The organism is Winogradskyella sp. SM1960 (genome assembly GCF_020179375.1).
Lineage (GTDB): Bacteria > Bacteroidota > Bacteroidia > Flavobacteriales > Flavobacteriaceae > Winogradskyella > Winogradskyella marina.
Genome location: NZ_JAICBG010000001.1, coordinates 1,180,931 through 1,198,264, shown reverse-complemented (window position 1 = coordinate 1,198,264; position 17,334 = coordinate 1,180,931). Strand labels below are relative to the sequence as shown.

Genomic DNA, 17,334 nt, shown 5'->3' with positions numbered 1-17,334 from the left:
CGCAAGGCTTGGTATTGTCTAAACTCAAACAAAAATGACACATTATAATATTATAAAACCAAGTATTTTAAATCTAGAAGAGCGTATAAAGAAATGCCCGCCAAGCTTCAACTTTAATATTGATTATGGCTATTGGCTCATTAGTGAAATTATAAAACAAACTGCCTATAGGTTGGAAAGCGATGAAAAGGAAATTTGGATTCCTATGTGTTCAAGTATAACAAATAACCACCCCTATTATTATCGAAACCATTTACGATATTTATGTGATAACCTTCCTATTATAGGTAATATATTGTTTAGGAACGATTATCAAAAAGGCAGTTGTTATTCCTATCGTTTAGCACCATATTATTTTGGGGAGGAAGTTGAAATAGTTAGTATAACCGATAAAAAAATGCTTAAATTTTTAAATAGTACAGTTGATCTAAAGAGTAATAACTCGTTTAAGAGACGCTATAATTTTTTAGGTAAGTATTTTAACGAAAAACTAACCATTAATATGGAAGGCGCAAACCTGAGGAATAAAAATCTATTTGCTGAAAAATTCGATTATAGAAAACACTTATTAAATGCTATTAGTATTGCACAAATATCGAATCGAGAATTTTCAATAAAATATACTAATAGAACTGATGGAAGGCTGCATCATCAATTAACACGTCTTTCAAAAGAGTTACGACAGTTTTTAAGATATGAGGGTATAAAACTCGCAGGATGTGATGTGTCGGCATCCATACCAACTATATATACCTTCATATTAAGTAATATTAATACTGATAATATTCATCTTAATAATGTTATTAATAGTGATAAATGTTACTACCGTCATTATATGTTTATAAAAACTCTCTTAAGTCCTATGGATAAAGAGATTGAGCTTTGCAAGGAAAAAGTGATTTCAGGACAATTTTATGAATCATTTATTGATGGGATGCATACCATTCATAACTTTGATACATCACTAAAACCCGATGAGTATTATTTAAAAAATGTACAGAGAATTTGTGGTAGAGAATTTGATGGCGATACGGCAGATTTACGTGAAGTTATTAAAACTAATTTCCTGTCGATGTTTAACGCTAAACCTGCTCAATTTTTAAATGAAGAAGCAGAATTTAATATGCATTATCCTAGTATCTTAAAATGGCTTAAAAAGTTCAAGGAAGTTAACCATGAGTATTTTTCCTATTTATTACTACAAATGGAAAGTTATTTTATGTTAGATATTGTAGCAAGACAATTCAATAAAAAGCATAATGGTAGGATGCCTTTATTTACACTTCACGACTGTTTAATAACCACTGAAGACAATATTGAGGTGTTACGTCAGTTTATGGAGGAAGCCCTCTCTGAAGCTCTAAAATTCACACCTGTACTTAAAGTTGAGGTTTGGGATTGAAAAATAGAATTTTAGGGTTTGGGTTTAATAGGGTAAACTCCAAATTAATCTTATAAAATATCATATTTGGTTCCCTTGCCATAGGATTTACACATACAATTTTTGTATTGGATATTTTAATGAAGCTCCAATAGTTTTTAGTACCACCTCCTGAATATTCGATATCATAAGTAGTTTCAGTGATAGTTTCATTTGCTTCAATTGCTCCATTGCTGTTTTCAATTCTTTCTTTGTGGCAATATTCAGTTGTACCATCTAGGTAACAAAAGTCGTCTGGCTTATATCTAAAATCAGTAAAATTTGCATCTGATGTCCAAGTGCCTTGAATCCATGAAGGTGGGTTAAAAGAAATGGTTGTTTCTTGAATTGTCATCAGAAGAAGAACATCCTGTTAAAACAAAAAACGAATAAAAGTAGATAGAAGTTTTTTATGAAATTTAAATTTGTAGCAAAATAAGGGTTAATTTCAAGTTTTCGTTACGGGAAACAGTAATATTATATATAGGATTAATGAGGTATGATATGAGTCGTATTTGCTAGAAAAAATATTATTGTAAAATGAAGTCTCAAATTGGCGGATTGCTTTTGTAAGATCCTTAGATATTAAATTGGAGGGTTGGAATTTCTTTTTTTAGTTATTAATTCAGAAAATTTAACTCTCATTATTTTGCTTTCTATCCAGACTAAGAAATCAAAATATTTTAAAGTTTGTTTTTCGTAGGTGTCTTTCGAAATAAGTTTAAATTTTTCTTCTTTTTTTGTCCAAAGCCTGGATCGCTTTGAGCTTAAATATGGTAAATTATGTTTGTTTACGAACTTAATAATCTCTCTTTCTATTTTATAACTCTTTTTTGCAATTTGTATTTCTCTGTTTAAAGTTCGAGATTCATATTTTATAAAATCAAAATCTTTCAACTCATAAAGTATTAGTAGATTAACTAATCTGATGGTTCTGTATAGGGGGAGTTGACTATAATCTTTACTTGCAAAGATAATTTTATTCAGGATTTTCTGAGCCATTTTGAATTCTCGTAAACCAAAGTAAATCAGGGATATGTGTAGTTTTAGTTCTGCTTTTTGAGATAAGCTAAGCAAATGTTCGTTTTTTAACAAATTATCAGTACTTGATTTCATTAGCTCGAAACTAGATTTAAAGTCGCCATTATCTAGTAATGGGATTAATTCATATAAGAATATGGTGCATTCTATTCTGGAATTAAAATATTGAAAAGATCCTTGAAGTTTCTTTAGTTGTTTAACGAAATACTCCATTCCGTTATAATTTCGTTGGCTTCTCAGTGTGTCTAATATGCCTTCTAATGTAAAAAGATAATATATAGGAGGGTCGGACCAAAGGTGTTTGTTTTTTTCCATTAATTCATTTAACCCATAAAACGAACGTTGAGCTGACTCAAAATCACCAACGTCAATTAAGTAATTCGCCTGGAAGAGTTGATGTATCTTGTCTATTTCTACATTTTCTTTTGCAAACGAATTTATAATACTCATTTCGGTCATGACCAAATCGTTTAGCTGATTTTTTTGTGATTCCGTTTTTGCTTTACCTGAATAAACCATTCTGTGCTTTAGTAGTTCAAGTAATGATGAAAGTTTATTTGTTTTTTGAATAGTTAATAATGCATCATTTAATTTAAATTGTTTTCTAAGTAAAGTTTTTTCATCTATTTCTGGGTAATTTAGGGAAAGGAGATAATCTAGTTCAAGGCGAGATGAGATGAGAAAGGCGTATTGGTTTTCTTGTTCAAGAGCTTTAGTTTTAGTTTTTTTTAATAGTTTAAAACATTCTTTATAAAGTGATTTTTCAAATAATATCCGAGCCTTGGCGATGTTGTCAAATAATAAAAAGCTTACATCTTGATGTTTTCTTAATTCTAAAATTGAGTTTAGTATGTATTTATGAAGGTAAATGACAGAGGTTTCAAAAGATGTTTTTTTGCAAAGGTTGTAATATTTATCGCTAATAATATCTACCGAAGAATTTTTGTTTTTTGCTATGATGAAATAAAGTTTTTCGTAATTAGAGTTAGAATTCATCAAAGCGCTACTGATTGATTTTTTTTCAGCTTTGGTAAGTGAATTTATGAGATATATTAACGATTCTGACTTGGTCATAGTTTAAGGTTTATTTTATGTAAATATATACTGTAGACAAAATAAGATCCATAGATCATTGATTATCAAATACTTTATTTTTTTTATGCAAATTTGAAATTATAAAAATAGTATATTTTTTGATGAATATTAATGTTTATTCCGAATAAATTTGAGAGTAAACATATATTAAGATGAAAAAAAATATAGGTATAATTTTAGGTTTTTTACTTTTTGTTGTTATTCAGTTTTTGCCGACTCCAGATGGTATGAGTTATGAAGCAAAAATTACAGCTGGGGTAGTTGTGCTTATGAGTGTTTGGTGGATTACCGAAGCTGTGCCTGTTTATGTGACAGCATTTGTTCCTTTGGTTTTGTTTCCTGTTTTTGATGTTTTATCTCCGTCTGAAACGGCTTCTAATTATGGTCATAATTATGTACTTATGTTTTTGGCTATCTTTTTTTTGGCTAAAGCTATAGAAATTCAAAATTTACATAAAAGGATAGCCTTAAAAATTCTTACTTTTTTTGGTACTGGTCGTTCTAAGATTATTTTAAGTATGATGGTCGCTACCGCGTTTGTTTCTATGTGGATTGCAAATATTACTACGGCGTTGATGATGCTGCCTATTGGTTTGTCGATAATTGAAAAGGATGAAAATACGACGATAGGAAATAATAATTTTGCAACTGCTTTAATGCTTGCTATAGCATATTCAGCTTCGATTGGTGGATTAGCAACCTTGATAGGTTCACCGACTAATATGATTTTTATAGGGATATTTGAGAAGTTGTTTTCTGAGGCTCCTACTTTGAATTTTTTTAAATGGTTGAAGATAGGGGTTCCTGTGGTAATAGTTTTTATTCCAATATTTTGGATATTTATTGTAAAGTATTTTAAAATAAGTGGAGGTTTAAGTGATAATTTAAACGTTGTAAAAGAGGAGTTGAAAGCTTTGGGGAAAATTGAATCAGGTGAAAGACGTGTTTTATATATCGCTGTATTGACTGTTTTTGCTTGGGTTTTTAAAGATGCGATTTATATTGGGGAGTTTCATATTGTTGGTTGGACTGAAATTTTGGGAATATCAGGCCGTGTTCACGACGGGACTATAGCGATGGCTTCTGCAATCTTGTTGTTTGTTGTTCCTGCAAATAAAAATAGAAAGCTATTAAATTGGGATGAGGCAAAGCAAGTGCCTTGGGGTGTTGTGATTATTGTTGGTGGAGGATATGCTGTTGCTAATGGGTTTGATTCAACCGGTCTAGCTGATTGGTTGGGTGGGCAACTCACATTTGTGAGCGACTTTTCGTTTTTTACTATTCTTATTGTTGTAATTGCATTCGTTTTGGTTTTTACAGAGTTTAATTCAAATACGGCAAGTGCAAATATTCTTTTGCCTGTATTGGCAAGTACTGCTGTTGCGGCAAGCATGAATCCATTGCTTTTTATGGTTCCGGCAACTGTAGTGTGTTCGTGTGCGTTTATGATGCCTGCTGCAACAGGGCCAAATACAGTTGTTTTTGCGAGTAATTGTGTTACTGTTCCAGAAATGATTAAATGTGGATTTTGGCTAAACATAATTGTTATAGTATTACTACCACTAATATTCTATTTTTTTATAATACCATGGCTTGGAATTGAACTAGAGCTGCCGGAGTGGGCAATGGTAGAGTAAATTATAATTTGATAAATTAATTATGGAAACAAAAAGAGTATTTACGATTGGGAATAAAGGAGAAAAGGTTCGTTCGGACTGTTATATTTCTTTAGAATTAAAAGATCAGGGCGGTATTGTGGTAAACTTAAATAGTAAAGTTGCGCCTATTTTCGGTAAGCATATAAAGCAACTATGTTGTGAGATTCTTGATTACTTTAGTGTCAAGCATGCTGTTTTAAATATCGAGGATAGTGGTGCTTTAGATTTTGTTTTGGCGGCAAGGCTGGAGGGGGTGATAAAGAAAGCTAAGCATTCTGATAAACAATTTTTGTTAAAACAAATTCCAGAGAATAGATCGATGTCAAACAAAGGAAGGTCAAGGGTGACGAGGTTGTACTTGCCAGGAAACACTCCGAGTTTAATGATAAATTCAGGAATACATAGGTCGGATAGTATTATTTTGGACTTAGAAGATGCTGTCGCGTTTCATAAGAAACAAGAAGCTCGTTTTCTAGTAAGGAATGCTCTTAGGAGTTTAAATTTTTTAGGTGCTGAAAGAATGGTTAGGATTAACCAGCTACCAGAAGGATTGAATGACTTACCTTTTATTGTGTCTCATGGTGTAAACCTAATATTGATACCTAAATGTGAGAATGAAGAGCAAATAGCATTAGTATCTGAGCGCGTTAATGAAATTAAAGAAGATTTCTCAGTTAAATATCCTATATGGTTGATGCCTATAATTGAAAGTGCGATGGGGGTTATAAACTTAAGGGAAATAGTTGAATCTTCCGAAATGATTGTTGGAATTGCTATCGGATTGGAGGATTATACTGCAGATGTTGGTGTCAAAAGAACTCAATTGGGTATGGAGACTTTTTTTGCCAGGATGGAAATTGTTACAATTTGTAAGGCATTTAATATTCAGCCAATAGATTCGGTTTTTAGTGATGTAGAGAATTTAGAAGCGTTAAAGGATAGTGTGCTTATGTCAAAATCCCTTGGGTATGAGGGTATGGGCTGTATTCATCCAAGGCAAATTGAGGTAATCCGTAAGAACTTTGCGCCTACTGAAGAGGAGTTGCAGGAGGCTAAAGAAATTGTTGATGCCTACGATGAGGCTGTTGAAAATGGGGTTGGTGTGGTTTCGCTCGGGACTAAAATGATTGATATGCCAGTGGTTGAAAAAGCGAAAAGTATAATTGAAAAATCAATTGCATTCCATAGATCGTTCGAAAACTAATAAGACTAATAAATATTAAGGTATGAAAACTGAGAATAATATGCTTGTGAATGCTGTTGGTAGAGAGGTGCCTAACGCTGTAAATGGTGGTAGCTTAATTCCGTATAAAGGGGTTAATAAGCATAGGCCTGAAGGTCGTAAATATGCGCCAAGGATATCTACTTGTATTGACTTTCCGAATGATGGTGATAAATTAATTTCAAATTTAAAGGATGCTCTTGTGAAGTCAGGTTTAAGTGATGGGATGACAATTTCTACTCATCACCATTTTAGAAACGGAGATCTTATTGCAATTAAAATATTTGAAATCGCTTCGGAGTTGGGGGTGAGGAATTTAATTTGGTTTCCCTCGGCTTCCTTTGAGTGTCATGCTGAATTAATTAAATATATGGATAATGGTACAATTCATCATATAGAAGGAAGTCTAAATGGTGCGTTAGGACGATATGTTTCTCAGGGGAAAATGAAAGGTGTTGGTGTGCTTCGTTCTCATGGTGGGAGGTATCAGGCGGTTCAAGATGGTGAAGTGGAGATAGATATTGCTGTAATTGCGGCGCCAACTGCTGATAGTTTTGGGAATGCTAATGGTGTTAACGGATCGTCGGCATGTGGTTTATTGGGGTTTGCATTAGCGGATGCTCAATATGCAAATAAGGTTATTGTTGCAACGGATAATTTAGTGGCTTTTCCGTGTTTGCCATGGCAAATTCAAGGGAATTATGTTGATTATGTTGTGAAGGTGGATCGCATAGGGGTTTCGGAGAGAATATTGTCTGGAACAACTCAGATTACAAAAAGTCCTGATCGTTTATTTTTAGCAAAAATGACAGCTCGTTTTTGTGAACAAGCTGGAATTATAAAAGATGGTTTTTCTTTTCAGGCAGGTGCTGGTGGGACATCATTGGCTGTTGGTTATTATTTTGCTGAGGTGCTTAAGAAAAGAGGAATTAAAGCTCGCTTTGCAAGAGGTGGAAGTAACAAGTTTTTAGTTGATATGTTAAAAAATGATTTATTGGATTTTATTCTAGATGGTCAGACTTTTGACTTAGAAGGGGTTGGTTCGATGAGGGAGAATTCTAATCATGTAGATACAAGTCCTTTTACTAGTTATAATTATCATGGGAAGGGGAATTTTGCTCAATTGGTAGATGTTGTGGTTTTGGGAGCTACAGAAGTTGATGTGGATTTTAATGCAAATGTCGTTACCCATTCTGATGGACTTTTATTGCATGGGCTAGGTGGATGGCAAAACTGTTTGTTTTCAAAGTGCACTATTTTGCCTATTCCTCTTTTTAGGGATAGAATACCTGTAGTTAAAGATCGAGTAACAACTATATGTGGACCAGGGGAATTGATAGATGTTATAATTACGGAAAGAGGGATTGCTATTAATCCTTTAAGGGTTGATTTGATAGAGAAAACTAGAAATTCGGGATTGCCTATTAAGACTATAACGGAGCTTAAGGAGGAGGCTGAAGCCATCTGTGGAGTTCCTCAAAAATTGATTTTTGAAGATGATATAGTGGCTGTTGTGAAATGGGTGGATGGGTCTGTAATAGACGTTGTAAGAAGGGTTGCGCAATAAGAGTCGTAAATTTTTTGGGTATGTGTATAGATTTGTGACAAATATTAGTTTGAGATTATTTTAAAATGCGCTAATAGTTTATTTATTGCATTGATTATAAGGTAATTGTGTTTTAAAATATTATTTTGATCGTATTTTTTGTTTAAAAAATGTGTTATTGTTCGCTTAAATAAAATTATAAATTTATTGATATTAATATAAGATATGGATGTAAAAAAAATATTGGTTGTAGGAAGTTGCAACACAGACATGGTTATTAAAAGTGACCGTTTGCCGACACCTGGAGAAACAGTTATTGGCGGAGTGTTTTTAATGAACCCAGGTGGTAAGGGTGCTAATCAAGCGGTGGCTGCTGCTCGTCAGGGAGGGGATGTGACTTTTATTGCTAAAACAGGTAATGATGTTTTTGGGAAACAATCTTTAGAGTTATATAATTCGGAAGGAATCAATACAGATTTAATATTATCAGATTCCAAAAATCCCTCAGGTGTAGCGCTTATTATGGTTAATTCTGAGGGTGAAAATTGTATATCAGTTGCGTCAGGATCTAATGCGAATTTGACACCAAAAGATATTGAAAAGTTTAAGAGCTATATATGTGAAGCAGACTTAATACTTATGCAGTTAGAAATACCAATTGAAACGGTTGAATATGTTTCAGAGTTAGCATTAAAAAAACAAACACGTGTTATTTTAAACCCAGCGCCAGCACGAATTTTACCAGAGAAACTATTAAGAGGGCTTTTTCTAATTACCCCAAATGAAACAGAAGCTGAGATTTTATCCGGAATAAAAGTTAATGACTATAAAAAAGCTAAGGAAGCGGCAGATGTAATTAGTGAAAAAGGAGTGGCGAATGTTGTAATTACAATGGGGGCTTTAGGTGCATTTGTTAAAGAAGGGGATGACTATTCTATTATTGCGCCAACCAAGGAAATTACGGCTATCGATACTACGGCTGCGGGTGATTGTTTCAATGGAACAATATGTGTTGGGTTGTCAGAAGGAAAATCTATAACAGAATCAGCAAAGATAGCTGTAAAAGCTTCTGGCCTTTGTGTGCAAAAAATGGGTGCTCAGTCATCGATTCCTTATAAAAGGGAATTGATTTCATCTCTATAAACCATTTAACTAAACTAAATAAACTAATTTATGAAATCGAAACATATGATAACTAAACTTATCTTTAAATCGGAAAGTATTATGAAATTAATAGTCATATTAATATTCTGTTTTACTTCGAATAATTTATTCTCTCAAGACATTAATGTTAGTGGTCAGGTTCAAGATGAAAATGGTATGCCACTTACAGGCGTGAATATTTACGTTAAAAATTCACAAATCGGAACGCTTTCTGATTTTGATGGAAACTATAATTTATCAGTGCCTTCACAGGCTACTATTATTTTTTCATATATAGGCTATATCACACAAGAAGTGATAGCGAGTTCTGATAACCCGATTATCAATATTGTTCTTCAAGAATCCCTAGAAGGTTTAGATGAAGTAGTGTTGATAGGCTATGGTCAATCAACAAAAAAGGAGAATACAGGAGCTGTAACTTCTATAAAGTCAGATGATTTTAATCAAGGGCTTTATAGTGATCCAGTAGGGTTAATTCAAGGTAAAGTTGCAGGTTTGTCTATTACTCAGCCTAATGGTGCTGATCCATTGTCGGGTTATCAAATCTTACTAAGAGGTGCAAATACTTTGACATCGGGACAACAGCCACTGATAATAATAGATGGTGTAATAGGGGCAGATCTAAAAAACATTAACTTTCAAGATGTTGAGTCTTTTGATATTTTGAAGGATGGTTCTGCTGCAGCTATATATGGAACAAGAGGTACAAATGGTGTTATTATAATTACAACTAAGCAAGGTGAGCGTGGTAAAGGTACTTTTGGTTTTTCGTCCCAAGTGTCTGTACAAGTTTCTCCACAAATGGTTGAGAATTTATCAGCAGATGAATTTGTAGATGCTATTAACACATACCAGCCTTCAAGAACGGGAAGTTTGTACGGAAGTAAAACGGATTGGTTTGATGAGATTACAAGATCAATGCCTATAAGTTCACAAAATTCATTTTCATTCTCAGGGGGTGATTCAAATTTCTCTCATAATTCATCTATTACACTTAATAAAAGCGAAGGTTTAATGCTACGTAATGAATCTAAGCGATTATTAATAAAGACAAATATTAATCAAAGCTTTTTTGATGATGTAATTAAAGTAAGTTTTAATTTAACAAGGGGTAGTAGAAGTTATAAACCTGTAAGTTATGATATTTTTAGGCAAGCTTTTATTCAAAACCCAACACAGCCTGTATATGATGAAAGTAACACTGAAGCTGGTGGGTATTCATTTGTTTCAGGATTGGATTATTATAACCCAGTAGCGCTTTTAAACGAAAGAACTAGAGAGGGGGTGACTAATGATATAATGGCAAACCTTAGAGTTACAACTAAACTTGCGGAATTTTTAACATGGGATAATTTCATATCTGAGCAAACATCTGAATGGGAGGATAATTCTTATAAGTCTAATTATTACCCGTCAGCTCTTGGTGTGGGTGGTGAGGCTGAAATTTCGAATGGTAGAAGTAGAGATATACAATTTGAAAGTGTTTTGAAATTTGATAAAAAAATTGGTGATCATAATTTGGGTTTTATTGGTGGTTATTCGTTTCAACAGAATGAGTATAATAGTTCGTATTTAGGTAATACGAGGTTTGATTCTGATACCTTTTTATATAATAATATTGGAGCTGGTTTAGGATTGTCTGAAGGCAATGCATATATGGGGTCGTATAAAGGGGAAAGTAGGTTAATTGCGTTTTTTGGTAGAGCAACTTATAATTATAAGGAAAAATATTTATTGTCTGCTTCAATGAGAAGGGAAGGGTCTTCTAAATTTGGAGATAATAATAAATGGGGAATGTTTCCTGCAATCAGCGTAGGTTGGAGAATTAATGAAGAACAATTTCTAAAAGATGTGGAATGGGTAGATAATCTAAAATTTCGTGTAGGATATGGTGTAACTGGAAATCAAGATTTTTCTCCTTATCAATCTCTGATTTTATTAAATAGAGTAGGAAGTTTATTTTACAACCAAGATTGGATTAATTCATATGGTCCTGGGCAAAATCCCAATCCAGATTTAAGATGGGAAAAGAAAAAGGAATATAATGTAGGTATAGATTTCTCTATGTTTAATCAAAGGTTTAGTGGGAGTCTAGAATACTATAAGCGTAAGACTGAAGATCTCTTATGGAATTTTGAAGTACCGGTGCCACCTTATTTGTTTAATCAATTGTTTACTAATGTTGGGACAATTAGTAATACAGGATTTGAGGTTACATTAAATGCATTAATAGTTAATAATTCAGATTTTAAATGGAATACAACATTTACGGCAAGTCATAATAAGAATGTTTTAGATAAAATTTCAAATTCAGAATTTACACAAACTTCATATGAACGTGGCTTTGTAGGTGGTGCTGTAGGAGTTTTTACGCAACGTATTGAAGAAGGAGAAGAACTTGGGTCTTTTTATGGGCCAGTATGGTTAGGTGTTAATGAAGATGGAGTTGATGTATTTAAGAATCAAAATCCTCTAGGTGAAGTTGATAAGAGTGATTGGGAAAAAATTGGAAATGCTAATCCAGATGCAATACTTGGTTGGAGTAACTCTTTTACTTATAAAAGTTGGAACTTAAATCTTGCGATGCGTGCGGGAATTGGTGGTGATGTTTTAAATTCATATCGACTTTATTATGAATCATGGAGTGGTATTGGATTAAGAAATGTCGCTCATTCACAATATGAAAATCCTGAATTTACCGATAACATTAAATATTCTTCAAAGTATATAGAGGATGCATCATTCTTAAAATTAGATAATATTACTTTAAGCCATGACTTTAAAATTAAATCTAAATTAATTTCAGGTTTGAATGCTTTCGGGTCAGTTCAGAATGTTTTTACTATAACAAAGTATAATGGTATTGACCCTGAAGTGAATTTAGGGGGTATAGAACCTGGTATAGATGCACTGTCGTATTATCCAAGAACAACATCCGTGTCTTTTGGATTAAATGTAAAATTTTAATTAAAAAAAAAACTATTATGAAAACGTATTTTTTTAAAACCGCATTACCATTGTTTCTAACGTGTATGATGTTTTCTTGCACGGACTTATCTGAAACAGTGTACTCAGAAATAGAAGCTGATAGTTTCTTTAACAGTGAAAGTGACTTAATAGCTTACACAGGTAGAGCTTATTCTCAATTGCAACTTTATCCTGGCGAACAGCTTTTGTGGTCTTTAGGACAAAATGCTTCTGATGAGTTAGTTATTCCTGCAAAAGATAATGGAGATTGGTATGAAGAAGGTCGATGGGAAGTAATTCAGAAACACACTTTGAATAGTTCTACTGCTAATAATAAAATTTTAACGAGAGCTTGGAATCTTGTATTTGAGGGAGTTAGTGCGTGTAACGAGATTCTGTCTGTTATTGAGCCTATTCAATTTGAAAATAAAGAAAGGATAACTGCAGAGATTAAAATTCTAAGAGCATATTATTATTACTGGGCTATAGATTATTGGGGGAATGTACCATTCTCAGTTGATTTTACAGATACAGAAATTCCTCAACAACAAAACCGTGAGTTTATTTTTGATTTTATTGTAACTGAAATTAATGAAAATGTTAATGCTTTGCAGGAAATGCCAACAGATGAATATTATGGTAGAGTGACTCAAGGTATGGCATATACCCTTTTAGCGAAAATGTATTTGAATGCAGAGGAGTGGATTGGCGAAAATAAATATAATGAAGCTGTATTAGCTTGCGATCAGGTAATAGATCTAGGAGCTTATTCAATAGAGAATAATTATTTTTCTAATTTCTTAGTCCATAACGAAAACTCTTCAGAGAATATTTTTGTTGTTCCGTTTCACCCAAGTCTGACAGGTGATGGGTTTTATTGGGGGTACCTTACTTTAAATCCATCAAGTAAGGCAACTTTTGATATGATTGCTGACCCGTGGGATGGGTTTGTTGTACAACCAGACTTCTTTGCTAAGTATTCTGAAAATGATTTAAGAAGAAACTCATTTTTGTTTGGTCAGCAATATGACACTGGTGGAAACCCGATAGTAGAAGGAGGTGAGCCGTTTATATATACACCTACGATTGCAGATTATAATGCTCGAGGAAAATGGGAGGGTGCAAGAATTGCGAAATATGAATATCAAGAAGATATAACTTATGGTGCTGACATGGAAAATGATTTTGTACTTTTTAGATATGCAGATGTTCTATATATGAAATTAGAAGCGCTCTATAGACTAGGAAGAGCAGGAGAGTTTATTGGAGATCCAGAGCTAAATAAGATTAGAACTAGAGCGGGCTTATTGCCTTATGATATAGGTGATTTATCTGATTCAGAATTGCTTGATGAATTTGGAAGAGAATTCGCGTGGGAAGGAAGAAGAAGGCAAGATTTAATTCGTTTTGGTGTTTATGGTAATGCATGGTGGGAGAAACCACAGTCAGGGCCAAATAAAAAGTTATTTCCTATTCCATTGACCGCTTTAAACACAAACCCTAATCTAACTCAAAATCCAGATTAATTATGAAAAAGCAAATTTTAACATATATGTGTTTTTTCACAGGAATATTATTTATTAGTGCTAGTAATGATTATGAGTCTGATCCGCCTACTGAATATAAAACAATATCAGTTAATGAATTGAGGGATAAAATAGCAGGAGCTTGGATAGGGCAAATGATAGGTAATATTTATGGTTTGCCTCACGAAAATAAATATGTTGATGCACCTGGGAAGGAGGATTGGCCTTATGGTTATTCAAAAAACTTGGATAAACTTAAGAAATATAATGGAGCATTTTCAGATGATGATACAGATGTAGAATATATGTATTTATTAAATATGGAAAAGTATGGAGTAGAACCAACTTATGAACAAATGCGAGAGGCATGGATGTTTCATATACGAGACCGTGTTTGGTTAGCTAATAGAGCGACACTAGGTTTAATGCATTATGGCTACACACCACCATTTACTGGAGATAAAGATATTAATCCCCATTGGTTTCAAATTGACCCTCAGTTAATTAATGAGATTTGGGCATATACAGCTCCTGGTATGATTGATTATGCTGCTCAGAAATCCAATTGGGCAGCTCGAGTGACTAGTGATGAGTGGGGAACAGAGCCAACTATACATTATGGAGCAATGTATTCTGCTGCTTTTTTTGAAAAAGACATTAATAAGTTAATTCAAATAGGATTAGATGCCTTACCAGAAAATGGTCGTTATGCTCAGACTGTACGTGACATGATTGCGCTTCACGAAAAACATCCTGACAGATGGCAAAGTGCATGGGAAGAAATGGCATTAAAATACTATATTAATGAACCAAATTTAACAAAAACGATTTGGAATGCCAATCTTAATGGAGCATGTGGAATTCTAGCTATGCTTTATGGAGAAGGTGACTTTCAAAGGACGCTCGATTTATCTTGTGCAATGGGTTTTGATGCTGATAATCAAGCAGCTACAGTGGCTGGAATATTAGGTGTGATTTCTGGTCTTGAAGGACTGCCGAGTGATTTATATCTTCCAATAGAAGGTTGGGATAAACCTTTTAACGACACTTATATTAATATTACACGCCATGAATTACCGGATGCAAGTATCAATGATATCATTGATAGAACCTTGGAAATTGCACTAAAAGTAATCAAAGATAAAGGTGGTTCGGTTTCTAAAAAAGGTAATTCGAAAATAGTTAGTATTAATACAAATGCAAAGTTTAGTGCTCCATTAGAATTTTATGTTGGGCCTCCTGCAAAAATGGAAGTGAACCAACCAGTAGATTTTACTTTCTATAGTGATGCTAATAAAGATTATAACTGGTCATTGGTTGAAGGAGAGCTTCCTTCAGGTGTGAATTTTAATAAAGGAATGCTCGAGGGTGTACCAACTACTTTTGGGAATTTTCCTATAAAAATAAAGTTAGATAATGGAAAAAAAACATTAACAAAATCGTTTGACTTGATAGTTAAAAATGTAAACTTGGCTAGGAAAGCGGACAGTATTATTTCTAATGTTAATATTCTAAACGAGGCTGTGTTAGATTCATGTTGGACAACTTTTGGTAATTCTATGTACGCTAAAACACCTTCTGTTTTAAATGACGGTGTATTTAACGGGGTTAATTCAGTTTTTTATAGTATTGCTGCTAAATCAAAAATACCTAAAGTTGATTATTATGGTTTTGAGTGGAATGAAACTCAAACTATAGATATGGTTGTTTTCAATACTGGCGGTATGGAAGAATTTGGAGGGTGGTTTACATCTTTGAATGTACAATACAAAAATGATCAGGGTAAATGGGTAGCTGTTCAAAAGCAAAATATACACCCAAAATTACCAGAAACAGATATTATTTTCTTTCAGCCACATTTTGTAGAATACATTTTTACTTTTCAATCTGTAGCTACAGATGCCATTCGAATTATTGGAGATGCGGTTGTACAAGATCACTGGAATGACTATACAGAAAATGTTTCAAGTTTTACCTCAATTAGTGAATTAAGTGTTCATAATTCACAAAACAAATAAATAAAAATAGATATGAATTTAATTAAACAGAACTTTTCAAAAGGATTATTAATTGTTTTAGCTTTAGGTGTTCTATCGTGTAATGATAAAACTTCTGAAGTATCAAATTCAAATGATGATATAAAAGCAACAGCAATAAAGGAATCTCTTGTGATTTCTAAAGAAGAACTACAAAGTAAAATTAAAGGGGGATGGGCAGGTCAAACCATTGGTGTAGTTTATGGAGCACCAGTGGAGTTTAAGTACAATGGCTCTCTGATTGATGATAATCAGATCATACCTTGGCACGAACATTACGTGAAATATTGGTGGGATAAAAAACCAGGGTTGTTTGATGATGTTTATACTGATTTGAATTTTGTAGAAGCTTTTGAAAAGTTTGGTATAAACGCCAATTCAAAAGATATCGCTGGACATTGGGCGAACACAGCTTATCACTTAGCTCATGCTAACCAAGCTTCAAGATATAATATATTAAACGGAATAATGCCACCTGCTTCTGGTCATTGGAAAAATAACCCGCATGCTGACGATATTGATTTTCAAATTGAGGCTGATTTTATTGGTCTAATGGCACCAGGAATGGTAAATCAAGCAACCGAAATTGCAGATCGAGTAGGTCATGTTATGAATAGTGGCGATGGATGGTATGGTGGAGTTTATGTGTCTGCATTGTATTCATCGGCTTTCATTTCCGATAACCCAACTCAGATTGTTAAAAACGCAATTAAAACCATTCCAGAAGGAACCCAATTTCATGAATGTATTAGTGATGTTATCAGGTGGAAAAACGAATATCCTGATGACTGGAAACAAACTTGGTTTGAGCTTCAAAAAAAATGGAACAATGATGTTGGTTGTCCTAAGGGAGTGTTTTTGGGTTTTAATATTGAAGCTAAAATTAACTCTGCTTATGTAACCATAGGGTTGTTATATGGAGATTCTGATTTTTCCAAATCGGTTGATATTGCAGCTCGTTGTGGGCAGGATGCAGATTGTAACCCTGCGACTGTAGGTGGTGTTTTAGGTGTTATGAAAGGTTATGATAATATTCCTGAATTTTGGTTGAAGCCACTTCAAGAAATAGAAAATGATAATTTTGAGAATACTGACATGTCACTTAGCAAAGCATATGAATTGAGTATGAAACATGCTTTACAAGTTATTACAGCAGAAGGTGGTAATATTGATGAAAACCCATTAACAATTCCAGTAAAAGAACCTGTTGCTGTAGCATATGAACAAAATTTTGAAAACTCCTATCCGATTGAAAGAAATAAGATAGATGAATCTTTTACAGATGAAATGAATTTTGAATTCACAGGCAATGGATTTTTATTTTATGGTAATATGGCCAAGCGTTCTATGGTTGATATTAAATATATAGACAGGGTGTCTAAGCGAACCTATGGTTCTGAATCTTTTGGATTAGCAGAGCCAGATGATCCTTATGTCGCTTTGATGGAGGTTTATATTGATGATAAATTAGAGGAAACCGTAAAGTTACCAATGAAAAATTCATCTAGAAGGTTAGAGCCAGCTTGGAAATATAATTTACCAGAGGGTAAACATACGATAAAGCTAAAATGGATAAACCATGAACCAGAATATGAATATAGAATTAATGATTTAATTGTATATTCTGAAAATAAACCGGTAAGTAATTTGCCTAAATAA

General features: G+C 33.4%; 11 protein-coding genes. 9 read left to right on the top strand and 2 right to left on the bottom strand.

Features of this window, described 5'->3' with window-relative positions; genetic code table 11:
• Nucleotides 1–34: 34 nt before the first annotated feature.
• On the top strand, nt 35–1,402 hold the full coding sequence (locus K1X16_RS05025; RefSeq protein WP_225035280.1) for a hypothetical protein: 1,368 nt from the start codon (nt 35–37) through the stop codon (nt 1,400–1,402).
• On the opposite strand, the gene K1X16_RS05020 is transcribed toward K1X16_RS05025, so the two are convergent.
• Both K1X16_RS05020 and K1X16_RS05015 read right to left on the bottom strand, forming a co-directional pair.
• Nucleotides 1,380–1,775, bottom strand: a complete 396-nt coding sequence (locus K1X16_RS05020; protein ID WP_225035279.1) for a hypothetical protein — start codon at nt 1,773–1,775, stop codon at nt 1,380–1,382. The two genes, K1X16_RS05025 and K1X16_RS05020, sit on opposite strands and share 23 nt — an antisense overlap.
• A 230-nt stretch (nt 1,776–2,005) precedes the next feature.
• Nucleotides 2,006–3,535: a hypothetical protein gene (locus tag K1X16_RS05015; protein WP_225035278.1), complete on the bottom strand. Its 1,530-nt coding sequence runs from the start codon at nt 3,533–3,535 to the stop codon at nt 2,006–2,008.
• A gap of 173 nt (nt 3,536–3,708) precedes the next feature.
• On the opposite strand from K1X16_RS05015, the gene K1X16_RS05010 reads away from it, so the two are divergent.
• The 8 genes from K1X16_RS05010 to K1X16_RS04975 all read left to right on the top strand — a co-directional run bounded on the left by K1X16_RS05010 (nt 3,709) and on the right by K1X16_RS04975 (nt 17,334).
• Nucleotides 3,709–5,193 carry an SLC13 family permease gene (locus K1X16_RS05010; RefSeq protein ID WP_225035277.1) on the top strand — a complete coding sequence of 495 codons (1,485 nt, stop codon included), beginning with the start codon at nt 3,709–3,711 and terminating at the stop codon, nt 5,191–5,193.
• 22 nt (nt 5,194–5,215) lie between these two features.
• Nucleotides 5,216–6,418, top strand: coding sequence for an aldolase/citrate lyase family protein (locus K1X16_RS05005; protein WP_225035276.1), 1,203 nt, complete (start codon nt 5,216–5,218; stop codon nt 6,416–6,418).
• 22 nt (nt 6,419–6,440) lie between these two features.
• A complete protein-coding gene (locus K1X16_RS05000; RefSeq protein ID WP_225035275.1) occupies nt 6,441–8,003 on the top strand; it encodes a citrate lyase subunit alpha in 1,563 nt (520 codons plus the stop codon).
• A 204-nt stretch (nt 8,004–8,207) separates the two neighbouring features.
• On the top strand, nt 8,208–9,125 hold the full coding sequence (gene rbsK / locus K1X16_RS04995) for a ribokinase (protein WP_225035274.1): 918 nt from the start codon (nt 8,208–8,210) through the stop codon (nt 9,123–9,125).
• An 81-nt stretch (nt 9,126–9,206) separates the two neighbouring features.
• On the top strand, nt 9,207–12,113 hold the full coding sequence (locus K1X16_RS04990) for a SusC/RagA family TonB-linked outer membrane protein (protein ID WP_225035273.1): 2,907 nt from the start codon (nt 9,207–9,209) through the stop codon (nt 12,111–12,113).
• 17 nt (nt 12,114–12,130) lie between these two features.
• The gene (locus tag K1X16_RS04985) at nt 12,131–13,639 is read left to right on the top strand and encodes a RagB/SusD family nutrient uptake outer membrane protein (RefSeq protein ID WP_225035272.1); all 1,509 of its coding nucleotides are present in this window, start codon (nt 12,131–12,133) and stop codon (nt 13,637–13,639) included.
• 2 nt (nt 13,640–13,641) lie between these two features.
• Nucleotides 13,642–15,657, top strand: a complete 2,016-nt coding sequence (locus K1X16_RS04980; RefSeq protein ID WP_225035271.1) for an ADP-ribosylglycohydrolase family protein — start codon at nt 13,642–13,644, stop codon at nt 15,655–15,657.
• A gap of 12 nt (nt 15,658–15,669) precedes the next feature.
• On the top strand, nt 15,670–17,334 hold the full coding sequence (locus tag K1X16_RS04975; protein ID WP_225035270.1) for an ADP-ribosylglycohydrolase family protein: 1,665 nt from the start codon (nt 15,670–15,672) through the stop codon (nt 17,332–17,334).